General features: G+C 30.8%; 8 protein-coding genes. 2 read left to right on the top strand and 6 right to left on the bottom strand.

The genetic code is table 11. The features are described from left to right. Window positions 1-86: 86 nt before the first annotated feature. Window positions 87-1,283, bottom strand: a complete 1,197-nt coding sequence (locus tag P856_RS03080) for a penicillin-binding protein activator (protein WP_025300709.1) — start codon at window positions 1,281-1,283, stop codon at window positions 87-89. Window positions 1,284-3,272: 1,989 nt separating this feature from the next. Between P856_RS03080 and P856_RS03075 the strand changes: the two genes are divergently transcribed. Then, on the top strand, window positions 3,273-6,965 hold the full coding sequence (locus tag P856_RS03075; RefSeq protein WP_025300708.1) for a vitamin B12-dependent ribonucleotide reductase: 3,693 nt from the start codon (window positions 3,273-3,275) through the stop codon (window positions 6,963-6,965). 2,441 nt (window positions 6,966-9,406) lie between these two features. Then, a complete protein-coding gene (hemF, locus tag P856_RS03070; RefSeq protein WP_025300707.1) occupies window positions 9,407-10,255 on the top strand; it encodes an oxygen-dependent coproporphyrinogen oxidase in 849 nt (282 codons plus the stop codon). 2,566 nt (window positions 10,256-12,821) lie between these two features. Here hemF and purQ read toward each other — a convergent pair. The 5 genes from purQ to aguB form a co-directional block, all read right to left on the bottom strand. After that, complete coding sequence (gene purQ, locus P856_RS03065; RefSeq protein WP_025300706.1) at window positions 12,822-13,502, bottom strand: phosphoribosylformylglycinamidine synthase subunit PurQ; 681 nt, start codon at window positions 13,500-13,502, stop codon at window positions 12,822-12,824. A 1,369-nt stretch (window positions 13,503-14,871) separates the two neighbouring features. Continuing rightward, window positions 14,872-15,114, bottom strand: a complete 243-nt coding sequence (gene purS / locus P856_RS03060) for a phosphoribosylformylglycinamidine synthase subunit PurS (protein ID WP_025300705.1) — start codon at window positions 15,112-15,114, stop codon at window positions 14,872-14,874. A gap of 2,440 nt (window positions 15,115-17,554) precedes the next feature. Further along, the gene (gene purC, locus P856_RS03055; protein ID WP_025300704.1) at window positions 17,555-18,340 is read right to left on the bottom strand and encodes a phosphoribosylaminoimidazolesuccinocarboxamide synthase; all 786 of its coding nucleotides are present in this window, start codon (window positions 18,338-18,340) and stop codon (window positions 17,555-17,557) included. 2,029 nt (window positions 18,341-20,369) lie between these two features. After that, a complete protein-coding gene (locus tag P856_RS03050) occupies window positions 20,370-21,272 on the bottom strand; it encodes an MBL fold metallo-hydrolase (RefSeq protein WP_044214911.1) in 903 nt (300 codons plus the stop codon). A 4,184-nt stretch (window positions 21,273-25,456) separates the two neighbouring features. Next, window positions 25,457-26,365 (bottom strand): N-carbamoylputrescine amidase, encoded by a 909-nt coding sequence (gene aguB / locus P856_RS03045; protein ID WP_025300702.1) that lies wholly within the window; start codon window positions 26,363-26,365, stop codon window positions 25,457-25,459. Window positions 26,366-26,963: the final 598 nt, after the last annotated feature.

Here is a 26,963-nt window from a genome sequence, read left to right as displayed (position 1 = left end):
TGAATTTTTCTTCTTAATGGTGCTAGAATTGAGTTCTTTAAAATCTATAGTTTTCATGCTTTCTATTGTGGCAGTTTACGAGTTCTTTAATAAGAAGGTTTAAGAAAACTAGGCGATGTAGGCTCTATCACTTTGATACCTTTTGTAGTAAGCTGTAAAATTGCAAGACTGCGTTGGTTTGTTCCATCCTCTAACAGACGAAATGGACCATCAACCCCATTGAAACCTGATGGCTGAGTTAGGTAGTTTGCGGAAAAGCCAGATTTGTTTGGCTGCTGAGCTAATATCGCTACTAAACTTACGGTATCATAAGCTAACGAGGCTAAACCTTCTGGGAAATTTCCGTAAACTGAGCGATAGTGTTCGAGAAATGGTTTACGATTTCCTGGATCAGGTGCAGCAAACCATCCCCCAATTAGCGTTGGCTCATGCAGAAGAGCTGGATTTGCCCATAAGGATGAACCAAGAAATTTCACCTTATGCGAATCAATATCGTGATAGGCCATAAGCGCTGCTAAATTAAGTATCTTTTGCCCTCCTTCTGGCAATAAAACTGCATCATAGTCACGGGATGCAGCTAAGCTCTTGATCATATCGGATAATGAATCGGATGACTCTGGTGTATACAATCGCATAGGATGAATACTTGCACCGCTAATTTTTGCAGTCTCTATTGCCGCTCTTGTCGTTTCAAATCCATACGTATTAAAAGGCGCTAATATACCGATGCGGCGATAGCCCTTCATAGCAGCATAGCGAACTATTATTTTAATTTGTTCGCTTGGTAGAATTCCAAATACCCAAACACCATTGCTGGCTATTGATCGATCGTTAGAAAACGATAAAACTGGAATACCGGATATTTGAGTAATCGGACGAATAGCCAAGACCTCATCTGAAAAAAGTGGACCAATAATCATATCAGCCCCTTCGTTAATCGCAAGTTCAGCCATGCGTGCCGCTGTTTGAGGATCAGAAACGGTATCATAAAACGATAAAGTAAAATTATCAGACCCTTTATCGAATAACGCCAATTCTGCAGCATTGCGCATAGCTCTGCCAATTATCGTAGCTTGACCGCTCATGGGTAACAGAAGTGCTACTTTTGGCAACTCAGAAAGATTTTTTTTTGCTTGACCTTGTTTAATATTTAACCAGCTCTGCTTCATCTGTGGAATAAGTTGCGGCATTGATTGTTTCTGAATAGAACATGCAGAAACAATCAATGCTAAACCAAATAAGGCTATAGCTAAACTATTTAACCGTATGTAAAATATTAGCATTCAGAATTTTTTAATTAACCCCCTCCATCAGACAAGATGTTTGAATTAATACTTGTGTATTAAGCCTTTATTCACAATTCACTAAATAATTTATACTATATTATATAATATAGTATGTTATAATGAATGTAAGACCAGGGTATTAAGATTACTTTAGCCTTAAGATGATATTGTTTTTTATTACTTAATTGCTTCTTTGGCAAAAGAATCAAATAATTAAAAATTATTTGCCAGGTTATATATTTTTATAAATAAAAATATATTTTAAGTGAACCTCAATGAGAAATTCACAAACTATTCTAAATACTTTCTCTAGCCTTAGAGGAAATTTAGTACTATTGGTCATAAACTCTTACGTTGTAGATTTTCTAAATTATAGCTAATTTAGCTAATCAATCTTTAATTTGTAATATGTGTAGTTAGATAGCGCATTTTGTTATAAAAATATTCAAGCTTAGCTGAAAATTTTACCGTATTATTTTTTTTAATACTTACCCCTAACTCTAGAATACAATGCTATTTTAATTAATAATTAAAATAGCATTAGAAATTAGATTAACATAAAATAATTTATGTCTGGATAAAAGAGGGCTGATACTTACGTTGCACTTTAAAAAGTGTTCCAGAAAAGTTGCTTAGTTTACTAAAGTTTCCTTTTAGTTAAGGGATCTTTTTACTTAAAAGATGCGTTCAACCCTCGTTGACATCCAATGAATATATTCTGCGTGTAAATCTTAGTTAAAATATAATATGTTGTTCATTTACTTAGTTAATTTCTGCTAATTGATCGATTATATTGACGTATTTTTAAGATATTAAGCATCATGTTAAGATTACGGAGTAGATTTGCTACTTAATGTGGATAGGATAATTGCGTTAATTGCGGTCGTTATCTTTAAGTACTTTTTATTTTAAAATATTTTGAAATTTTAGAAAGATACTTAGAAAGATATCAAATTAAAATATGTAATATCTAAATTTTTTGCTATAATACTTAATGCTATAATACTTCATTATGAAAGGCAGATTGTACTGGACTAAAAGTATTCAGCGAGTTGTGTTAATGCAGGGAAATTATTATTAAGACCCACCCAGCTCGAACTTTCTCTAAGAGACCTGTTAGATTTTATTTAGTAAATCAATTTTTGCGATGCCTTTTTATTAATGTCATCGAGCTGATTGTGCGATTATTTCAGCAATTAATGTTCTTATCTTTCTACAAACAGATCACTATTTTTAAGATTTAGTCAAGACAAAGAATAAACAATTCGCTTTATTTGGCCAATCATTAGCAATTTATCTAAAAAATAATTATTATCAATAAGTTTAAGTAACATTTTTATTGTTAATTATAAAGCATTTATTGCTGTCAATTCTTGCAAATAAGCATTTTATAATGATAATATCATTGATATTTCTCAACAGGATGGATAATTGCATCAAAGACGCTTTAATAAAAAGCGTTTAGCCTTGCTTATACTAATTATAAGTTCATTAAGGAGCTATGCTTATTTTTACGCTTTCTTTTGGCAAATTAGCAATTTGAACTATTTTATAATTCGCTAGATTAAATCAACGTATTAATTTTACTAGGCATATATTGCAATTTAATTTTTTAAACACAGTATAGTGCGTCATTGGAGGAAGAATTAATCGATTTCAGATGACAATCTGGGTATTATTGCAGGTTACAACTCAATAAGTAATATTATCTAGAATTAAGCAAAGCATTATTTTATTACTAAATATAGTTGTATTAATATCTAATATTAAAATATATAGTGTATTATCTATTATTAAAATATAGTTATTATCTATAATGATTTATTAAATTTTATTCTTCTGTGTCAAATAAATTAGATATTATACAAACTTAATATTTTAACTGATATTATCGAACGCGACGGACTTTACTAAAGTTTGTATAATATGTGTTTTCAATTTTAAAGAATCAATTTGGCATTACCCATCTCATGTGGGAGTTTAAGCATGAAGATTGAAAGATGCTTCACAACAGCCGGTAAGGATGTATTAGATGGCATCGATTTTCGAAGAACAACTAGCGAGATTCGTCATCTAGACGGCACTGTTATATTTCGTTGCAATAACATAGAGGTACCAAACGATTGGTCTCAGGTTGCAAGCGATATTTTGGCGCAGAAATATTTTCGTAAAGCAGGTATCCCAGTTGCCCTTAAAAAGCTGCAGGAAAGGAATGTTCCTAATTGGTTATCTCGCGCAATTCCAGATGAAGAGAAACTTGCTGCTTTGCCGAAAGAAAGGCGTACTACTGGTGAAAACAGTGCTAAGCAGATTTTTAATCGTTTAGCAGGTACTTGGACCTATTGGGGGTGGAAAGGTGGTTACTTTGATACTGAACAAGATGCTCGTATTTATTATGAAGAGATGTACGTAATGCTTGCTCGTCAAATAGCGGCACCAAATTCTCCACAGTGGTTTAATACTGGTTTATACTGGGCATATGGCATCAATGGTCCAGCCCAAGGCCATTACTACGTTGATTTTGAGACTGGCAAATTGACCTTTTCGCAATCCGCTTACGAGCATCCGCAACCTCATGCATGTTTTATACAGAGCGTACAAGATAATCTGGTGGAAGATGGCGGTATAATGGACCTTTGGATTCGCGAGGCGCGTTTATTTAAGTATGGTTCGGGAACTGGTTCCAATTTTTCTCAATTGCGTGGCGAAAGCGAACCGCTATCCGGTGGAGGTAAGTCTTCGGGTTTGCTTAGTTTTCTAAAGATTGGAGATAGGGCTGCTGGTGCTATTAAGTCAGGTGGCACCACTCGTCGCGCTGCTAAGATGGTTGTTGTTGATATTAATCATCCAGATATTCTGGCATATATTAAGTGGAAAGTAGTTGAAGAGCAAAAAGTTGCAGCACTTGTTTCCGGATCTAAGCTTATCGTGAGCGCTATGCAATCTATAATGGCAGCTTGTGTAGGTGGAATCAAAACTCTTGGCAATAATGCATTTGAACCGAAGAAAAACCCTGAGCTAAAAGTAGCTATTCAGGGTGCTAAAAATGCTATGTTACCGACAAATTACATACAGAGAGCTATTCAGTTCGCTCGTCAAGGATTTACAGAAGTTGAATTTGACACCTATGAAACTGATTGGGATAGTGAAGCCTATCTTACCGTTTCTGGCCAAAACTCAAACAACTCAGTTCGTGTCAGTGATGAGTTTTTGAACGCGGTTGAGGCTGATGCTGAGTGGAACTTGATTCGTCGTACTGATGGCAAGGTTCATGCAACTTTGCGGGCTAAGGATCTCTGGGAAAAGATCTCTGAGGCTGCTTGGCATAGTGCAGATCCAGGGTTGCAATATGATACTACAATCAACTCTTGGCATACTTGTCCATCTGGTGGTCGCATCAACGCTTCTAATCCTTGTTCGGAATATATGTTTCTTGATGATACTGCTTGTAATCTGGCTTCGATGAATTTGATTCGTTTTTTAGACGATGATGGAAACTTTAACATTGTTAAATTCACTCATGCCTCGCGGCTATGGACTATTACACTAGAGATCTCGGTGCTTATGGCACAATTTCCTTCTAAGAAAATTGCTAAATTGTCTTATGAATATCGCACACTAGGATTAGGTTACGCTAATATTGGCGGTCTTCTAATCGCTATGGGATTGCCCTATGATAGTGATAGTGGCCGCGCGCTTTGCGCTGCAATTACTGCGTTGATGACTGGCGTTTCTTATGCTACTTCTGCTGAAATCGCTGGCGAAATTGGCGCTTTTCCTGAATACAAGGCTAATACTGATAGTATGCTCCGAGTAATTCGCAATCATTGTCGTGCCGCTTATGGTGACAATGACGGTTATGAAAATCTTTCTGTATCTCCTGTTGTGCTGGATGCTAGCAATTGTTCTCAGAGCTCTTTGATTACAGCTGCTCGGGAATCTTGGGGCGCAGCTTTGAATTTAGGCAAAAAGAATGGCTTTAGGAATGCTCAGGTTACAGTTATTGCACCGACTGGTACGATTGGTTTAGTCATGGATTGCGATACTACCGGCATTGAGCCGGATTTCGCAATTGTAAAATTTAAGAAACTTGCAGGAGGTGGGTATTTTAAGATAATTAATAGCCTTATACCCAGAGCATTGCGCACATTGGGCTATAGTGATGAGCATATTAAAGATATTGTGCTTTATGCTATAGGTCATGGTTCTTTGAAAAATGCTCCTATTATGAATCATTCTGCACTAATGGCTAAAGGATTTGCTGATGAACAAATTTCTGCATTAGAACAAGCGATAGTATCGGCTTTTGATCTCAAGTTTGTTTTTAACAAGTGGACACTAGGCGAAAAATTTTGTAAGGAAATACTCAGTTTAACTGACAAGCAACTCAATGACATATCCTTTGATATGCTGAGCAGTATTGGTTTTTCTAAGTTAGAAATTGAGGCTGCGAATAGCTATGTTTGCGGAGCAATGACTTTAGAAGGTGCGCCACACCTACAAGAGAAGCACTTGGCTGTATTTGACTGTGCTAATCCTTGTGGTCGTAGAGGTAAGCGTTGTCTCTCGGTGGACAGCCATATTTATATGATGGCTGCGGCTCAACCTTTCATTTCTGGAGCAATATCAAAAACTATTAACTTACCGGCTAGTGCTACGGTCGAGGACTGTAAAAATGCTTACATGTTGTCTTGGCGGCTAGGTCTGAAAGCCAATGCTTTGTATCGTAATGGTTCTAAGCTTAGCCAGCCGCTTTCTGCTGCAGTATTTGGTTTTGAAGATGAGCAGGAGATTAACGAATTTGTTACGCGCTCAACCGCCAGAAAGGTTGGAGTAGTTGTAGAACGTGTTGTTAATAAGGCGGTTAATAAGATTATAAGAAAGCGAGCTGAACGTGATCGTTTACCTCAACGTCGTAAGGGTTACACTCAGAAAGCAATTGTTGGGGGTCATAAGGTTTACTTGCGTACTGGTGAATATGCGGATGGTTCGCTTGGTGAAATTTTTATAGATATGCACAAAGAAGGCGCTGCCTTTCGCTCGTTGATGAATAACTTTGCTATTGCAGTATCTATTGGATTACAATACGGAGTACCACTAGAAGAATATGTCGATGCTTTTACATTTACCAGATTTGAACCGCAAGGTATCGTTCAAGGTAATGACGCCATTAAGATATCAACGTCGATTCTCGACTACATGTTTCGTGAATTAGCTATTTCTTATTTAGATCGCCATGATTTAGCCCATGTGAAGCAAGAAGATTTAACTCCGGATACTGTTGGTGACGGTGAGGGTGAGGAATATGAAGCTTTCAGAACAAATGCAATCCTAGATAAAGTCACTGACCTCGCTAGTCGTGGTTTTGTCCGGTCTGATGTTCGCTCGAATTTAGTAGATGTTATAACTCGTAAGAGACAGGGCGTTATCCCACTTTCTGATACTAAGATGAAGGCTGCAATAGCTAAATCGGAAGATCTTACTGCGAGTAATTGTTCTATAGCTGCTAGTAGTAGGGCAATTAACGATATTAACGAGATAGATTTATCTATGAAGATGGAAGCAAAGATTAAAGGCTACGAAGGTGAAGGTTGTGTTGAGTGCGGAAACTTTACTCTAATACATAATGGCAGTTGTTTAAAATGTGTTACTTGTGGTTGCACCAATGGCTGTAGCTAACATAGTTGTTATTTCTGCTATAATATTAAAAATAATTTTATCTAGTAAATGTTGGTTTTATTATCAACTAGATTAGATAGCACTCAGTAAAAGTCGCTAATTTTGCTATTCCTGCTGAGCAGGCAGGAATTATAATAAAAGGCTCTTTATTTTGCTACAGTAACAAAAATAATAATAGCTTAAAAGCTAAAACGTGTAGCCATGTAATTAAGATGAAATACAGAAGTATTTCAAATTTGCTTGCATATTCAAATCTTTGATTGATGCCTGGACGTGCTATTTATTTTTTTGAGTAAGATTTAAATAGTGTGATTAGACAATTGTATTATTGTGGTTATCCTTAAAAACATTTTTAAAATGTTTTTAAGGATAACGTCTTAATATTTAGATAACGGCAGATATGAATAAATAATTGTCGAAATCTGGTAGCAGCAATAAGTTTTTGTCTGATAGCTAATAAATTCATAAATTTTATATTTGCATTAAACTAGAAGTAATATTTATAAATTTAATTTCTATTGTTAGCCTTATACTTACATTTTTAGAAGTTGTTCAGTAGCTATAGAATCAAATAAAATTAATTAACGCCTTGAAGTAAAATAAGTAAAAGTTGATTTAATAGAAATGAGATCTTTCTCTTGTTTAAAAATATCGCATATTATCAAGCTTAGCGTAAGATTTATGAATTATAAGTTTGTATTGCTGCGTATTTTTAGATTTTTATTATTTATTATACGTTAGTGTTAATTTGACATAATTGATAGTCCTTTTGTCATCAGGATATTTAATATGTTTTACTACTAATATGAAATATAGGTTCACTTAGTAATGCATATAAATTTGTTAATTTAATAAATGTAATTATCAAATTAGCAAACTAACTTATCGTTAATATAAGCAATAAAATGGATTATATACTTTTATTATATTTACATTATCGAATAATAAGTTATTAAAGCATTTAATGTTTTTTGTATAATGATCCATTACAGCGAATATTTATTAATGAGCTTTATATTGATAAACTAAATTATTTTACAGCATAGTAAAAATATGATTATAGCAATAATACAAATATTTATTAATAAATAAAGGCTAAGAAAAATAGCAATTTGCCAATTCAAATCTACTAAATGTTTTGTTTTAATCAATATAAACTGATTTCATCACAGATGATAATTTACTTGATTTAAACAATTTACAGCTTGTTTTAGCTTTAATGGTTGTGCTAATAGCACTATTGTAGCGCTCTACTAGGATAAATTTATATTCTGGCGATATAATTTTTATGTTATCTGAATTTAATAATGCAAAACAAAGGCTTTGCATATTGCAGCTAATCGTATAAGTAAAGCTTTACTGGTACTATTTGTAAAATAATAAGAGAAAACGAAATAAACAATAAGTAATAGAATCGTTTTCCTATTTAAAAAATATTGTTTTGCTGATTTTATGCTTATAACATTGTGGGCTTTTAACAGAAGAACTAGAGTTAATTAGTATTTTTGATGAACAATAATTTACTAAATCTTTTATAAAAATCCAGGGTATAAGCTATTTTGTCTAATAAATAAACACTCAAAAGGCTCTACATGTGAATTATTTATAGGTCGAACTTACGGTTTTTGATAATCAAATAAATTATAAATCTAGAATTCTGACTAAATACTAGCTGCTATATGGGTAGATCGTTTTTTTAAATATAAAAAATATGTTATTAAAATTTCGTATTTAGCTTGCTACTATTTGCTTAAGCCACTATAGTTCGTTTTTAAAAATTGTTATTAACGACTATTGCAGGTTGTGTTACAAGTCAAAGATTTTATCAATTATTTAGCCAATTTGGATATTTTTAAGAATCTTTATTATAATTTAGGAAGGATGTTAATCTTTAGATGGATAAGTTTTTTCTCGAACTATTGTTGCTTTAGGGTTAATTTTTCTTGATTACGATATGGCTAATTTCGATTAGCTGACAAATAGCTTATTTGATATCAGTGGTTTATTTAAGTAATTATTTAAAAAGAGTGTTTTGCTTGGTTAGCCAGAAAAATCATACGCCTACTGTATTATACATGCTTTAGTTGACTATTTTAATATCTCCAACATCAGTTCATTTTATAATGATTTCCAATCATCGTCATTTAAGTGTATACTGTGAATAGAAGAAAATTTCAATTATAAAATAGTAGTAATAATTTACTTTATTTTTACAAATAGATCTAACGATTTTTTATTAATTAGTGTTAAAAATGCTGACCGATATTATATGATTTATTTTCTTTATACACATGTTTAATATAAGTATTTTGTATTTTTGCTGTTTACGCTACAATTGCTTAAGCTTATAGTAGTATAGATAATACAGCTTTAAGATTAGATCTGGAATAGTTTAATTATATTGTTGGTTGTACAGTGAAAAATTCAAATAAGGATGTATTATGTATGTTGCATCAGATAATCAACAGGTTACTGTCCAAGCCTGGTTTAAAAGTTTGCGTAATCAAATTTGCAAAGCATTCGAATCATTAGAAGATGTATATGATGGCAAGCTAAATAACCGAGAACCTGGAAGGTTTAAGGCTAAGAAATGGAAGCGCGATGGCGGCGGCGGCGGTATAATGTCAATAATGAAAGGCCGTGTATTTGACAAGGTTGGTGTTAACATCTCAACTGTATATGGTGAATTATCTGGAGAATTTCGCAAACAAATTCCCGGGGCAAACGAAGACCCTAGTTTCTTTGCTACAGGCATATCGCTGGTAGCACATATGCAATCACCAAAAGTACCTGCAGTCCATATGAATAATCGCTATATTACTACCACTAAAAGTTGGTTTGGCGGAGGTACTGATTTAACTCCTATAGTTTTTGATCCGATCGATACTAATTTTTTCCATGCGAGCCTAAAGGATGCTTGTGATAGGCATGATTTAGGATACTACCCTAAATTTAAAAGATGGTGCGATGAATACTTTTATATTAAGCATCGAGGTGAGCCGCGTGGAAGTGGTGGGATATTTTACGACTATTTAGATGAAGATTTCGATAGCGCTTTTGCTTTTACCAAGGATGTTGGACTTGCATTTCTTGCTGTTTATCCAAAAATAGCTGCTAGGCGTATGAATGAGGATTGGACATTAGAAGAACGTGATTATCAGCTTGTTCGACGCGGCCGCTATGTAGAATTTAATCTACTTTATGATCGTGGTACTATTTTTGGATTGGAGACAGGAGGTAATGTGGAGGCAATTATGATGAGCTTGCCCCCAGAAGTAAGATGGCCGTGATGGTCGTACTAAAAAGTTAATTAATTCTTTTTAGTCGTTAGAGTTTTCTTATAGCGCTATCATGTTTTTCTAGAAAAAAACCAGCATTAATCTTTACGTATGGATTACCTGCTTAATATAATATCTAAGGCTTTACGAAATAAGAAGGTGTAATTTTAGTAATTTTTATTCTAATTAATAGTATCAAAAGTGCTCAAATTTGTTTTTTACGTAATAGGTTACAAAATAAATAAGAATATTAACTCTTTATAATAATTGAGATAAAAAGAGCTTAGAGGCAGTTAGTAAGGTTATCAAATGTTCTTACTTGATAAGAATATACCCCGATTTATTCCTAGCTCTCAAGTTTTGAACTAGAAGTAACAAGATTTATGGTTGTTTTGCTACACAATAAGCGATGAGTTTCGCTTTATATGGGTGGATTACACTATGCTGTGTGTCTAATAGTCCTAACTTGTGTTTATCCAGAGAGCTATGATACTAACGCTAGTAGTATTTAATTATAGCTAAAAAATTTTCCTGTGTATCAAGTGTAGCATGGAAATTTAGTGTATTTTAATATATTTAGAAATGCAATTAGTATTAGCTCATCTTTTTTTTGCTATAAAGAAAACCTAAGATTTTTATATCTGCTTAACAGTTTTATAAATATCCATAATAGCAAGAGGGTTTCGTTGTATTTTAATCTACATTTTTAATTAACTGCTCAATGATGCATAAAATATAATGAAAAATTCTAATATTGACAGCATATTTTATCTCAACATTAGATATTTAATACTTTAGTTAATGAATTTATGATTAGATTATGCATTTGTTATAATCAGATCTTAACGAAAGCTACATAGAATATTAATCTACAAGAGTTATTTTATTCTACAAACTTATCTTTAATTTTTTTGCGATTATAGGCAACTTTATTATGATTTTTATTTATATTTCAGCTTAACATATCTTAAACGGGTTCTAGTTGTGCTCGTGAAATAACTGTTGTTATTTAGTATCATATTTGTATTAAGTAATTTATTGTATGTTATTTATTGCTTAGCTAAAATTAATGCATTGATCAGTAGCAGCTTGCAGATTTAACGTAAGTTATAATACATTTAATTTTATGTTACCTCAGATAGCGAATCTTCTGTTAGGATTATTCTAGTTTTTCGTAAAAAAGTGATTGTATTATAATACATGGCTATCTTTTACAGAAACAAGCTTAGAAATGCCTATTTATGTGAGAAAACTGTTTTTAGATGTTTTGTATATTCAATTATAATAGCGTGTTGATGTTAGTAATTATTAATGCTAATAAAATAATCTTCTTGTAGTTCTGACTTTCTAATTCACTGGGATGAGAAGCTAACTTAATGCAGAATTTTAAGAGTATCTTATACTTCGTTAGTATTTTACTGACTGTGGAATATGAGCTTGCTAGAAACTTTTCCCTCTTTAAGTTTTAAAATTTATTATTAAGAATATTGTAGTATAAATTTACTGATGTTTGCTGCAATATCGTTTATTGCATTAGTCTTGTAGTTTTGACTTATCATAGCAATAATACTTAGCATTATTTGTATTTTGCAATTATTCTGATTTATTAAAAGCATTTATTTTTAGTTAGTTTATTTTATATAAACAAATGCTTTTTCTATTTGGAAATAACATTTAGCAATTTATCAATAATCAAAGTAAATGTAGATGATATCTTTGAACTAGCATTCTGCGTTATCACCTCGTTCTATGCTTAATTTTTTTTACGTGCACTAATAGTTGTGTTTCCTTAATGTTAACTCTTAAAATTTATCCTATTGATTTCTATAAATTAATCTAGAATTTGTAGATAATCTTTGATTTACTCTTACCAAAGTAAATTATTGTTGATAATGGCGTATAATTCACTCAGCACTAGATTCTGCAATACTGGATTAGACTTTATATTGCACGAGAAGTTTTCCAAATTCTAAGCCATAAATTGTATAAACTAGTATAGCTATATCTTAAACTATAAGATTATCATACTATGATAGACGCAAGGTGCATCATTTTAAGCGAGTTACTAATAATTACGCGAGATTATATAATATACAAAACTCATACAATGATCTTGAAGCGCACCAGTGTATATCATTCTGTTAAGCGCCTATAATTAATAAACAACGAAGAAAAAAATGCTATATTGTTTGTTGTCATAGATTATGCTCTAGTGTATTATTTGTCGTAGGTTACAGAGGTAAAATCTTTGCTATAGTATAAAGAACTCTAGCTATCACTATAAGTGACATAATGTCATGGTTTTGTTGTTATTTGATAAACATACTTTAGGCGGTTGCTAAAAATTTTTAGTCGGCGTGTTATCAATTCTGAGCTTTTTTTACTTAGGAAGTTAATAGTGGAGATTTGGTTTATGCAATACGTTATGTGCTACTTTTTTATAAGTATTACTTGAGTAGTACTAGAATTATCAATTAGTGGAGTACAATTAAATTATTCAGAAGTTAGATCCTTAGTTAGCAACATAAAAAATATGTAACTAACTCTAAAAATTGTAACCAAGTTCTAGTATTGTGTATTATAATGATGATACTAAATTGTCAAAAAAAATTTGACCATCCGCTTTTCCATTAAAAGGATAGATAGCATTCTCAGGATGAGGCATTAAACCAAGTACTGTCTTGTTATCATTGTAAATGCCAGCGATGTCACGCATGGACCCGTTTGGATTTCCAAATAAAACACCTTCAGTCCTAATATAGCGAAAGGCTACCTGATCCCTGTCTTCTAGCCTATTAAGTGTGTCGTTATCAGCAAAATAACTACCATCGTTATGTGCAACAGGTAACGAAAGAATTTGCCCACTAGTATACCCAGCAGTGAATATACCGGAAGAATTTTCTACCTTTAACCTGATTGTCTTACAGACAAACTTTAATTCAATATTACGCATAAGAATACCTGGTAATATTCCCGTCTCGGTTAAAATCTGGAAGCCGTTGCAGACTCCCAACACGGGTACGCCCTTTCGGGCCTGCATCTCCACTGTACGCATTACAGGTGATAATGCGCTAATCGCACCGGAGCGCAGGTGATCACCATAAGAGAACCCTCCCGGAATAACAATTAAATCTACTTTCGGAATTTCGGTTTCTTTATGCCAAATAATAATTGGGTAATTACCAAAAGATTGACGTATGGCAACAGCCATATCCCGATCCCGGTTAGATCCAGGAAATATAACGATTGCTGCTTTCATTTCGTTCTCCGGGGCAAAGGCATCTTGCTATTGCAATATTCAGCGTATAAATAATGACATAATTCGTATAATTGAACAAATTAAAAATACTCTAGCTTATTAAATTGATATATGTTAAGTCTCTTAATAGATAAATTACCACATAAAAATTCATTCGACGATATTAGTTTTGATTTAAGGTTGCTTTTTCTAAAATACTTTTCCCTCAGAAATATGTGAATAATAATGAGCCAAGCTGCATTAGCGGCTAATATACTGCTTAATAAGTAACTGTATTAAATCGGAAATTTCCGTCGAAAGTATATTCGTTATGTTTCTTTCTTATCACTAAGAAAAATATATTTGTAATTGAATTATAATAGTGTAACTCTAGTCTAGTTAATAAAATCGAATAAACGAATAACTGCTTTGATTAGCACAGTACATTCTCCTATAATCATTGTTAATTTATTACATGACACACTATTAATCTTTATTGCTGAATATATGATCAGGCGATTTAATCACTGTTAGTAACCAAAAATCAACATTTGCGCTATTTTTCTAAACATTAGAACGCAAAACATTCGTTTAATTTTTTGATATTACTATCAAGTTATTAACTATGATTGATGCTTGTTACAAAATTTTTTCGCTATCTAATTAACCGGCGCTTCACTCATGAGATCATAATGCATTTTTAGTTTATTTTTTGAAGAATATCACTTAAGCAGTACTTATTAATGCCATCTAATTTAAATTTTAAGTGTATTCTATCGATAACGTAAAGATTTAGGTTTAATCTTTTAATGTTTATAAGACTTGTTTGCAATTTATGGTAGAATTACTTTAGCTGTGAAAGGTAGTGAATAATTAGGCATTATCATCATATAGCACTTGAGTTGTAGTTGAATTAATAAGATGATTAATTTAAGATAAGTATATTAGTGTTACAATAAATATTGCTGTACGTCTTTCTTATGTTACCAATCAAATTTCTTGAGTATTGTGGCTACGCGATATAACTGATTTTTTAAGCTTTTTATTGTTTTAGACGAAAAGCAGAATTGATTAAGATATCAAGTATTCAAAGTAAATCCTAGGAGAGATATTGACTTCTTTGTGGTCGTAATAGGGTTTATATTTTTGAATGAACACTCTTATAAAAACATCTTAAAATAACAATATTTATATCTCAGGCGAGAAACTTAAGCTGACTTTATCTACTAGGATAATACATCCTGTTAGTAAAAATTTTTATGTGATGTATGAGTTATTCTAACTATGTAATCAATATTTAATTTAATATCTTGGGTGGTGCTAAATTTTTTTAATCCGTGTACTTATCATTAACTTATTTTATAACTAATATGAGAAAGTACTAATTAGATTATTCTCCAATACTGATACTGTAATCTTCAATAATTGTATTCGCTAATAGACGTTCACACATACTTTCTGTATCTGATACAGCTTTAATGGCATTAGTTTTGTCAAGATCAATTTCGATTATTTTGCCCTGACGAACTTTGTTAATTCCAGCAAATCCTAAATCAGAGAGCGCGCGAGCAATTGCTGTTCCTTGTGGATCGAGTACTTCTGGTTTAATTTTGATGTAAACGGTAACTCTCATAATGCTATCCAATTATTTAATTGTGGTAATTTAATTATTCCCATAAAGTCTACTACTTGCTTTAATTAAATTGACTGTGTAATTGAGTTTATTTCTCACAAAATAAATTTTGTTAATCTTTTTATAGCTAACTTAGGTAAATTTGATATCCCATGACCAATATCTAATACAGCAGTTTATTTAGTAAGCGACAAAGAAAATAATTAAAATCTTTTGGTTGAAAAAATTTATAAGTGTATGATATCATTGCTAAATTACTATATTATAGAATAGCTTATATCTCGCTTTTTAATGAAATCGTCTATCACTTTTATATAATTTTAGGTATTAAACGGAATATATTAGGTATAATATAGTTTATATTATTAATTATCTAAGCATAAATCGATAGGTTTAAAATCTGTTAATTAGTTAATCGACGTGTATTGTAATATAGATTTATTACTGTTTTATTAAGGATATTATTTAAGTTGTTTATAGCAAGGTAGCAAGTATTTTAAAGCTTAGTGTTAATTTTTGCTAATAGTTGATTTTGATTTATAAAAATAAGTCTTTATTTTTTTTATATATTTACGCTAATAGCTAATCTTAAGGTTTTAATTATGCTACAGCAATCTTATATTTTTTTACATAAGTTCATGATAAAATATTATATAACTAATATTATTGATCACTTGGAATTGCTTAAGTGTAATTTCATTAAGCATGAATTATATCATTCCCTAGCTAGCTCTAATCAATTACAATGTCGGTCGATTAGCTTTCAATGAATTAATAAAAATCATCAAAATATATATTTGTGTATAAATTGAATAATAATTTTTATTAATGTTATCAACTGTACTAGTTCGTTGTTTTATTACAGGTCTTTGTAGACATTGAGCTCTGGATAAGATCTACCAAGATTAATAATATCTGGATAATTATTAATCTTACTTAAGTAGAAGCATGCAGTAACCGAACTAACTTTAAATTTATATTAGTCTTCAGTAATTTTTTCTAAAATATATTTTTGTTTTGTTATAAAAGTTAGCGACTTTAAATCTTTTACCTTGTGGTAATTACCCAATTAGTTTCAATAACACTGCTAGATTTTAAATTATGCCTATTGAGCGATACAGTTATTACTGGTAATTATGTGCGCTATTTCTAATTAGTTTTAATTCTCTAGTAAATCAAACTATTTTAGTTGTACCAAACTACTTAAAATAACTGATTACTTAATATTTAGAATTTTGTTAACTTAGTATACGTTAAGGGAGTGTTTTCTTCTAATAGTAACATATATAGAATGTCGCGGCTCTCATTTTATGGATTAATTTAATTTAAAAATGCTAGTAATGCTAGGAATTTTATATTACGATGTGCGAGAGGTAGGCTTTGATATAAAAGTTTATTGTTGGTTTTGTTATAATGAATGTTTCTGATACTAGTTATCCTTACTGCTATAGCATCGCTCTAACTGACCGAAAGCTTCTTGTCATGATATTACTCATGTGGTGAGATAATTGCCAAGCTAACGCAAGTTAGTTATGCGAGTATAGTAAGATAGTTGAGTAATAGAACCAAAATTGTAAACCTAGGGCTTTGATTTACAATTATTCTAAAAGAGCTATACAGGCTAGACTAATACAAATTGATTAATAAGCGCACTTGTCATAAAAATTAATAGCTGGCTGAGATAAATTACTTATCTCTGTTTTATGCTATTCGCACTATCTATATCCAACGATAAATACTACTAAACTAGTGAAGTAGTATTTATCGTTGGATAGACATTTCAATTTCATGGAATGACACTAAGGTAAATGAATTTGCAAAGGCGTAACTTTGTATTATCAGATACAATAATTTCGATTAGTATAATGTCAAGGAAATAACCTTAATTAGCCTAAAAATCAATCGCTGATAAAGCATTTTTGATCGGATTAGTTTGTTATTTCTCTTGGAGTATTTTGTCAATTAAGATTACTTAGCCTACTGTATTAAGTTATACTGAAATATCAGCAAGGATATTTGATAAAATGATTAGGTACTTTAACTCACTGAATATACCTTAAATTAAGTTGATTGCATCATTTATTCTGTGAGATTTTAATATTAAAAATTAATTCAAATAAAGTAACTATATAAAAATATTACTATCATAAGTAGCATCTTTCTTCTAAATTTGATTGGCTAGTATCGTTAAAATGCTAACTTAGATTAATCTAATAATGTAAATTACTTAATGCAGATCGTTTCATTGGGCTTAGTAAAATCTATTTGTTTAATTAGAGAGAGCTTCATTAAGAATATCCGTAGAATTATGCCAATATCCGAATTGATCATCTCTTGATGAAAGGCTAACTCGATTGTAAAAGCCAATTAGCTAAACTTGATTTGTGGTAAGTTTTAAAAAGTCATATCAATAAACTGATCGCGCTATAATTATTTAGCATTATGTTACAAGCTCTTTTACTGATACGCTGCTATGATTATTCAAATCAACATTATTAATTTCTGGTAACACTCCTAAGCGACTTGCTACTTCCTGATAGGCTTCCTTAACACCACCTAGATCGCGCCTGAAGCGATCCTTGTCCATCTTTTTGTTAGTTGCAAGATCCCATAATCGGCAATTATCTGGACTAATCTCATCAGCAAGTATGATCTGCGCTGCCTCATTATTATTATACCAACGACCGAATTCTAGTTTAAAGTCAACTAGTCGTATTCCAATCCCAAGAAACAATCCCAGTAAAAAATCATTTATTCGAAGGGATAAAGTAATTATGTCATCAATATCCTGAGTAGTAGCCCAACCAAAACAACTAATATGCCCTTCAGAAATTAGCGGATCGCCTAGTTTATCTGATTTGTAATAGTACTCGATAATCGAGCGTTGAAGCTGAGTACTTTCTTCTAATCCAAATCGTTTTGCTAATGAGCCAGCAACTACGTTGCGTACCACAATTTCTAGCGGAAGCATTTCTACCTCATGTATAAGCTGTTCGCGCATATTGAGCCGACGAATGAAGTGATTAGGCACACCAATCTCTGTCAACTTTGTCATTAAATATTCGCTGATGCGATTGTTGATAACACCCTTTCCAGCGATCAAATCATGCTTTTGATTATTAAAGGCCGTAGCATCGTCTTTGAAGTATTGAATGATTGTACCTGGTTCTGGCCCTTCATACATAATTTTGGCTTTACCTTCGTAGAGCTTGTAGCTTTTAGCCATTAACGTGATCTCCAAGTTATCAGATCAATGCCTATTTCCCGATGATTATCTAACGATTATTAGTTTTAGTTAAGCTTTTAATAAAAGTATGTTTTGCCATCAATACTAATAGTTATGTATTAGCATGATTGAGGATTCTAATCATTAGTTTAGGACTTTGTTTATTGTAAAGGTATTTGTTTAAGCATAATTTTATTATATTATTTAGCTTTATACGAAAGTTAGTAAATAATTTAAGGATTCTAATAAATATTGCGAATAATTGAAGAGTAAACTAATTTAAAATATATTAATTATCAAGTTATTTTTGCTGAATTTTATGATATTATCAAATGCTTAGGCTTTGCTGGCTAAGAAGAAAATGAGTAACATGCTTTAGAGCTTTAATCGTTTATTATTTAGCGTGTGCTACAAAAATAAAATCCGAGTCTTAACGGTTAATTAGGAAGATATAGTTTATTGAAATGATTAAATATAGCATAATACAATTATTTAGTAGATTATTACTATAGAGTTATATTGCCGGTTTATTGCCCTCTGATATTATTTCTGATGTTAAAATTTGTTAGCTATTTTAAAGCAGCCTTTGCGTTAAACAAGTTTTTACAATTGATTCACTTGTTAATCTGCCAAACAGAAATAAATTACAGGAAACTCTAGATAATACAAATCACCCCATTGTATCATGTAAATACTAGAATATCGGCTGACTAGCTCGGAAAGATTTTTTAATGTAGTATTTCGTAAATGTAGTATTTCGTAGTTTATTAGCTTTCCATAAAATATTGAATATATACTTCGATCGACATAGTATTAGTAAGCTAAACCATGCTAAATGTGGCTTGATTTATAATAAGCTACAGCACATACATTGTACTTTTAGTATTGATGTAATATTAATTATTTACATCAATAAGTTGCTAGTTGCGCAGTAAATAGCAGAAACCTTAATAATTAATTAAAAATAAATCAATTTGTTTAGCTAAACAAATTTTGTATCATCGTTCCAGTATTAATAAGGTTATCTACTAAATGCCTTTTTGTTTAGAATTATTCAATTAATGCCTCTTCGTTGGTTTAATATTATAGTTATTTCTCTAATATATTTACGTTATCATCCTTAAGTACCTAAGGATGATTTATGAAGAATTTTATTTGCTATGTTAGCAAGATTTCCGGAGATATTTTTCTCTGATTTAGTATGCTTTAACTACAGTCATAATTAAAGAAGACCGGATTCAAGCAATTACTTGGGTATTGATAGCTAGTAGCTTAGAAGGCGACTTAATCTAGCCGATTTAGTTTTTTTAGTTCCTAAATATAAAATAAGAGAATACTTGCTTCAAGTCCCTAATGATTTCAGAAAGATAATTTCAATAATGCTATTCATACTTAGCAAGTGTAGATTGAAATTTTCAAGTACAAAAAACTAATAGTAAACTAACAACCACAACATACTTTATGGATTTTAAATAACTATTAAAAGTTAGAATTAAAATTTCGAAAGAATTTTATAGGTACATGATATAAAACATATAGCAAAAGGAAACGCAAATGTTATTTGGAAAATAATTTTCCTAAATTTATACCAATTTAGTGGATTATTAGTAAAAATTTGTAAATAATTTAGATTTGATAAACTATTACAACACTATGAATAAAAATGTTTAATGTTATTAAATATTTTTATTTTCTTTTGAAGGCTATCAAGGTAAAAGATTACTCAAGCATTACTCAGTTAGTTTACTGTTTGTAGCAGTTGATACAATTACTTATACTAGGAAGATAACCCTTATTAACTGTTTGAGTAAATTATAAATAGATGACAAGTAAATATTAGCCAAATTGAGTTGAGTCAAGCTCTTTAGCTATGATGTTTTAATGGTATCTTGTAGATAGTATAATTACAAAAATTAATAATAATTACTTTAAATTTATAATTACCTGCGCTGATCAATATAATATAATATTTTTTTTAAAGTGAATACCTGCCAGGTTTTTTATTTTTACTAACTTAAAAATATTTTTACTAACTTAAAAAGTTCAATAAACTATTGATCGGCAACTTTAAAAAAGTACAGCCATCTTTATCCTTAGGTGGCATTTGACCAGCGCGCATATTTATCTGTAACGATGGTATGATAAGGCGCGGCATTTCTAGTTTAGCATCACTGGCCTCTCGGATGGCTATGAAATTTTCGCGAGATATCCCTTTGCCTACGTGGATATTATTCGCTTTTTCTGCACCAACCGTGCTTTCCCAGTGAAAGGCCCGACCATTAGGTCCGTAGTCATGACACATAAATAAACGCATATTATCCGGTAAGTTAAGTAAATTTTGGATTGAATCGTATAATCTACCGGAATTACCGCCAGGGAAATCAGCTCGTGCACTGCCGCTATCTGGCATAAATAAAGTATCCCCGATAAAGGCTGAGTTACCTATAACATGCGTCATGCAAGCTGGTGTATGACCTGGTGTATGCATAGTAAATGCATCTATAGTACCTATCTGATAGGTGTCTCCATGACCAAAAAGATAATCAAACTGGCTACCATCCCTCTTGAATTCGCTTCCTTCGTTAAATAATACAGCAAAAGTCTTTTGTACGACTTTGATTTCTTGGCCAATTGCTATTTTGCCTCCTAGATTTTTTTTTATATAAGTTGCTCCCGAGAGGTGGTCGGCATGAACATGGGTTTCAATAATCCAATCTATTTTCAATCTATTACTACGAATGTAATCAATTATTTTATTGGCATGGCAATAGTTTATTTGGCCCACCGTGTAATTTATCTGCATTACAGAATCGATCACGGCGCATGATAAGGAGTTTGGATCACTTACTACATAACTTATTGTATTGCTTTCTGGTTCAAAAAAAGCTTCTATGTCAGGGGCTATCGTCATATCGATGGGGTAGTCATTCATTATATTGTCCTAATATTTTTTTGTATAATGTTTCTTTGCTATATTAAAAATTATTTTTATCAGTACTCAATTCTGGCTTACTTCTAAATTTAATATGTCTTATATCCATATATAACTTATATGCGGTCGTAGCAAATAACCCTGAATATTCTTTTCCACTATAACACTTGATTTTTATAAATATTACTTATGACAATTCTAGTGTAAATTTTTACTATGTACTATTGTCACATTCTAACAGATAGTGAAAATATTTATTTATTAACAGCTTACATTAATTAGACGTCTATCTTATAGAACAGAACAAAATGAAGAAATATCATAATCAAACTTAATATTACTGTAATGACCGCGAATAATATCTTTACTAGTTCTTGATTTATTGAGTTGGACAAATAGCTGTTAATAACCAGTTAGTTTACTGTAAATCAATAATGTTGTAGATTATTATTTTGTGAGCGTATTAATCTTATGTGACTACAATTAATGATTAGTATTGTCATTGATTTTTTCAAATTATCTCTGTCGTTGACAGTGGCAGGAAGCACCACTAAGTTATAGTGACAGACAAGATTAAGATAAGGGCTAATTCATTTCGTTTTATAATCAATTAATGATTATTTTAGAATGCATAAGTTTATAAGAGGATGAACACTACAGTCCTGCTATCATATTAACAAAAGCTTCAATAAGTAAGTTAAATTTTAAAACTATGTTGTTGAATTATCAATATAAAATTTAACCTTTGTATCGTGTCAATGCATATCTGATGCCAAAATTTTTACCATATTGTTATCATTCTGTATCCAGTAGTATTTACAATTTAGCTTTGTAGCTAGATACGAGATTATTTTTGATATAATAATTAAGAGATAGCCATATTATTAATCGTTGAATTGGCTTAATTTAAAAAATATGCAAATGCTAGTAACTCTATTCGGAGCTTATAAGGCTTCTTGTATTTTATTTTGGTATTATTTAACTGTTATCTAGAATAGATTTTTAATTTAACTATGGTATATTATAATCCAATAGTATTGTGATTTGCATTAAACATTTTTTATATCAATTAGCTTATTCGCCAGACAGATGTTGCTTAATCAATTTTCGAATTGTTATTAAGATATTATAGAAATACCATGAATAATAAACAGTAATATTATATTAAGGTATGTGTAGTAAGAATGACACTATTAATCATTAATCTACTAGATTAAACGTTAAATTTTTATATTTTTAAGCATTATTTGTATTAGTGATTGCACTAAATTGACATGCATTTGAAGTATTAAGATGCTTAAGATTAGAAAATAAGCTAAGTTATACTTTTCAGAGGCAGCTTGCTAGTTATAGAGTTATTGGCCGACAAAAGGATTTAGCTTTGACATTAATAATGAGTTTTGGGTGTTTTTACGTGGAACAATACTCAGTTAAAGTTATTTAGGAGTAATAATTAAGAAAAAATTAAAAATTTTTACATTGGATGGTTCACATACCACTGTCGCAGATAATAACTTAAATTTTAATCTTCTGTCTAGAATCATTAATATGAATTATACAAGCTTTAGTTAAGAAGATGAGTATTATATTATATATAGTAGGATTTAACTTATTGATATTATCACTAAGAGATCATCCTTCTCTTTAAGGACAGCTGAGCATATTTAGAGAAGAAAAATTTATTTTATGCTCTATCTGTGGTGTTTTTACACAAAACTAGTTATTTTTAGTTTACAGTGGGAACAATGATCCAGGTTATTATTTTAATTTATAGCCATATTTGTGATTAGTGTTTTAAAAGTTGTATCTTAATATTATCGCTTTTATTTCGTTTTTATCTTAATAAGATAATGCACGGCCGGAACTTTCTAAAACCTTTTAGCTAATCGAGTAAAAAATAATTGTTTAGCCAACGTTGTAATTGCACTAGATTTTCTTTCTTTATATATTTTTTATATAATCATTTTGTAGTTCTCAATATCAACATTAATTTACTTAAGCTTTAATAGCTGAGCGCTTGTGTGGGGTTGTGCCTTAAGTAGCTAGCGAACGTTTTAACTTATTTATCGCATAATTTACTAGCTATAATTTAGCCAAAATCCACTGATACAACTACATTAAACGTAGTTGTATAAAAGTTATATTGCAAGCATTAAAAATATTTACTTTTTTATTGTATAGTCTTGTCATGATCACAATGCATTAATTAACAAGGCTAAATTTAATACTACTAGATAACATGTTTAATAGTTGATTAGTATGCATACTACGTTGTAAAATATGATTTTATTGTACTGGTCTAATTATGATCCGCTTATATTGCCAGTAACACAATTCATTTTGTTTAGATCGAATTCGCTCTGTAAGTAAGCTATGACTCTTTATGCATAGTATTTAATACACAAGCAATTTATTGATCTAGATAAAAATCTAAGCATGTTACCTAGATAGAACGATGTATCAACTAATGCTAAAAATATTTTTTACATTAGTTGATTACGAATATTTAATATTCGTAATCGTTATTAGCCCTTCAAAAGGCTTGATTGCCTACGTAATCAATTGACTATGATTTTTTCATTAAAAAATTTTCTGTATTTTTTAATTACCTTAAAAAGCTTTAATGTAATTAAATCAGGGGGCACTTTCCTGTTAAATGCTCTAACGATCTATATTAAGTTATTTATAAATAAAATTAGTTATTTATTTTGTTTACCTAAGACGACAAAAGTGAAGGTTAGCTAGATCTTGCAAGGCTTTGTCCAGTTGATGATTAATTTTTTAATTTACTTCTTTTCACATCAATATAACTCTACAAAACATTAAAATTACTAAAGTAAAATTAACTTAGCTATGTAGATAGTTTTGCTTAGTTATAGTAATTAATGCTAATGGCCATACTCTTCGTCTAAAACGATGGACTATCTATCTTCTCGATAATATCAAAAAGATCATTTTGGTGCAATTAATAGCTTTAATATTAATCTGAATATACTCAGAGATCATCTAAGATTATTGTGAAAATATTTATAAATCAAAGCAATGATGATTAGTTTATCTAGCTTTTTTATTTAAAAAATATTTTTGTCTTAGCTTAATGTGTTTTTGGTAAAAATCTGCTAGGCTTATAATTTGAATTATAGCAATGAAAAAATCTGAATTTAAACGCAAAAATGCTTAGTCGATAAAGCAGTCTAAGACTTAATATTATTTATTATCTATTATCAGTAAGCAGTTAATTTATCTAAATACAAATATAACTTTTATTTGTTAAGCGTTTTATTCATCTATTACATTGGCCATAGACTAGGCGCTTTAGTTTTCATTAAACATTATTTTTAATTTATAAAGTGTTTTAGATTAACTCACTATAAGCTAATTTGTCATAAGAAAAAAGTAATTGATTACAAGCTATATGCTTATATCTTGCCTTAGATTAGCTGTTAGCTAATATTTTAATAAAAACATATGGTTATCATATTTTTATCGCAAAAAAGTTGGTGCTTCGAGATAATCAAAAAAGTTTGTTATTTTATTGGACTACGAGAAATTTTTCTTAGTTATTATACATACAACAAACAAGTTAGCGTTTTATATCATCAACAATCGTTTAAATCATATATCCATATTTTATTATCTAAGTATTGTATGTTATATATTATATAATTCTCCTTATTCTTATTTAGTAAACACTAATTTGATTGCTCCTACTAAGCACTGTACAGTAGATAGAAAAATAATTTATCTTTAACGGCGATTACTATCAATACTGAGAGATTTTTTGCTCTATTTATCCAGAGAATAAGCATGCTACCCTAGTCCAGATAATAGAATAATAATTAAAAGTATAAGATTAAAGTGTACTAACTAATAACAAACCTTATTATGAACTTTTAGTACATAATAAGGTTTGTTTGGCAAAAGCGAGCTAAAAGCAAATGAAGTATCGTTTTAGTCTAAGTGATTGTTTATTAAATAATTTTGATACAAATATTTAGCTAAGAGTAATTCATCTTACTAAGATACAGATTACCATTATAATTTAGCAAAATATTATTAATCTCACGAGTTTTTAAATAAGAATTATTTATTTTAGGCAATTACTAGCTTAATAAAATTGGCTAATTAATTAAAATATTACCAATATTTCTTTTTTTGTAGACTACAAATAATTACAGTGATTTTTACTTACTAAAAGTTTTTTTAGTGCTTTTGTTTTCGCTGAAAATATTTTTAGCAGTAATAACACTATATAATTGCGGTCGACGGTCACGAAATATACCCCATTTGATTCGTTCCAAGCGCAATTCATCTAAATTAAAAGTTCCAAGAATAACCGCCCCTTCTTTTTGCTTAGCATCAGCTATCACCGCTCCAGTTGCGTCGGTGATAAAAGAGGTACCGTAGAAAGTAAGATCTAATGTGTGACCAGTCTCAATACCTACGCGATTACTGACAATAAGTGGAATTAAGTTAGCACCTGCATGTCCCTGCATAACTCTGCGCCAGTGATCAGGGTTATTAACTTGTGAATTCGTCATAGGTTCGTTGCCTATAGCACTTGGGTACAACAAAAGCTCAGCGCCCTGTAAGGCCATAACACGAGCAACTTCAGGAAACCACTGGTCCCAACAAATTGCGCATCCAAGACGACCGTAAATCGTATCCCAAACTAGCAAACCAGTATCTCCAGGAGTGAAGTAGAATTTCTCTTGATATCCTGGCCCATCGGGTATATGCGACTTACGATACAGATCTAGAACAGACCCGTCTGCATCTATCATTACTAAGCTATTGAAATGCGTATTATAACTCTCTTCAAAAAAACTAAACGGCAATACCACAGATAATTCTCGAGCAATGCTTGAAAAACGAGCAATAACCTTGTTATCTTTTAAGGGTCGCGCCAAGCTAAAATAAGATCCATCTTGGTCTTTGCAAAAATATGGCATCTCAAACAACTCTTGTAGCAGGACGATTTGGGCTCCCTCTTTTACCGCGCGCCTTATCATTTCTTCAGCACGGTCAAGATTATCGGCATAATTATCACAGCAGGACATTTGAGTGGCAGCGACGGTAACGATTCTTGACATGGCATTAACTTATGACACGATAGGGAGAAGCAAAGCGTAAAACTATCTTTTGATAGTTTCTTGAATATATTTTTAATCAATAAATTCTACACCAGAATAACCTTTAATTCAAATTGTTTTGATCAACCCTGAGTTAGGAAGATAATCTGCATAGCAAAGTTTTGTACAAAAGACAATTTATAACGATTATAGCAAAATTGTAATTGCCATAATCGTTATAAATTGTCTAAATTATTAAAAGATGATATATTGTAATTTAAATATACTTTGCATTTTATTTATTTTTTACTGTCTGGATTGTTATCCAATTTATTATATTAAGTATTATATATTTAAAATTATAGAGTAATGCCAGGCACAATAAACTATAGTATTCACCCCAGAATGAATCCAATTGATCGCTTACTTTTCAAGAATTAAAGCAAAATTCGTTTTCCCATGTACTTTGCTATCAAAGTATTCATAATATAAATTTACAAATAGGTATTATATAACAATTAGGTATTATATATTAATTATATTAATACTCAGAATACTATAAATAATCAGAATACTATAAATAATCAGAATACTATAAAGACTTAAATTTAAATATTGA

The sequence above is a fragment of the Candidatus Endolissoclinum faulkneri L5 genome (assembly GCF_000510265.1).
GTDB lineage: Bacteria > Pseudomonadota > Alphaproteobacteria > Thalassobaculales > Thalassobaculaceae > Thalassobaculum > Thalassobaculum faulkneri_A.
This window is presented reverse-complemented; position numbering and strand designations above follow the sequence as displayed.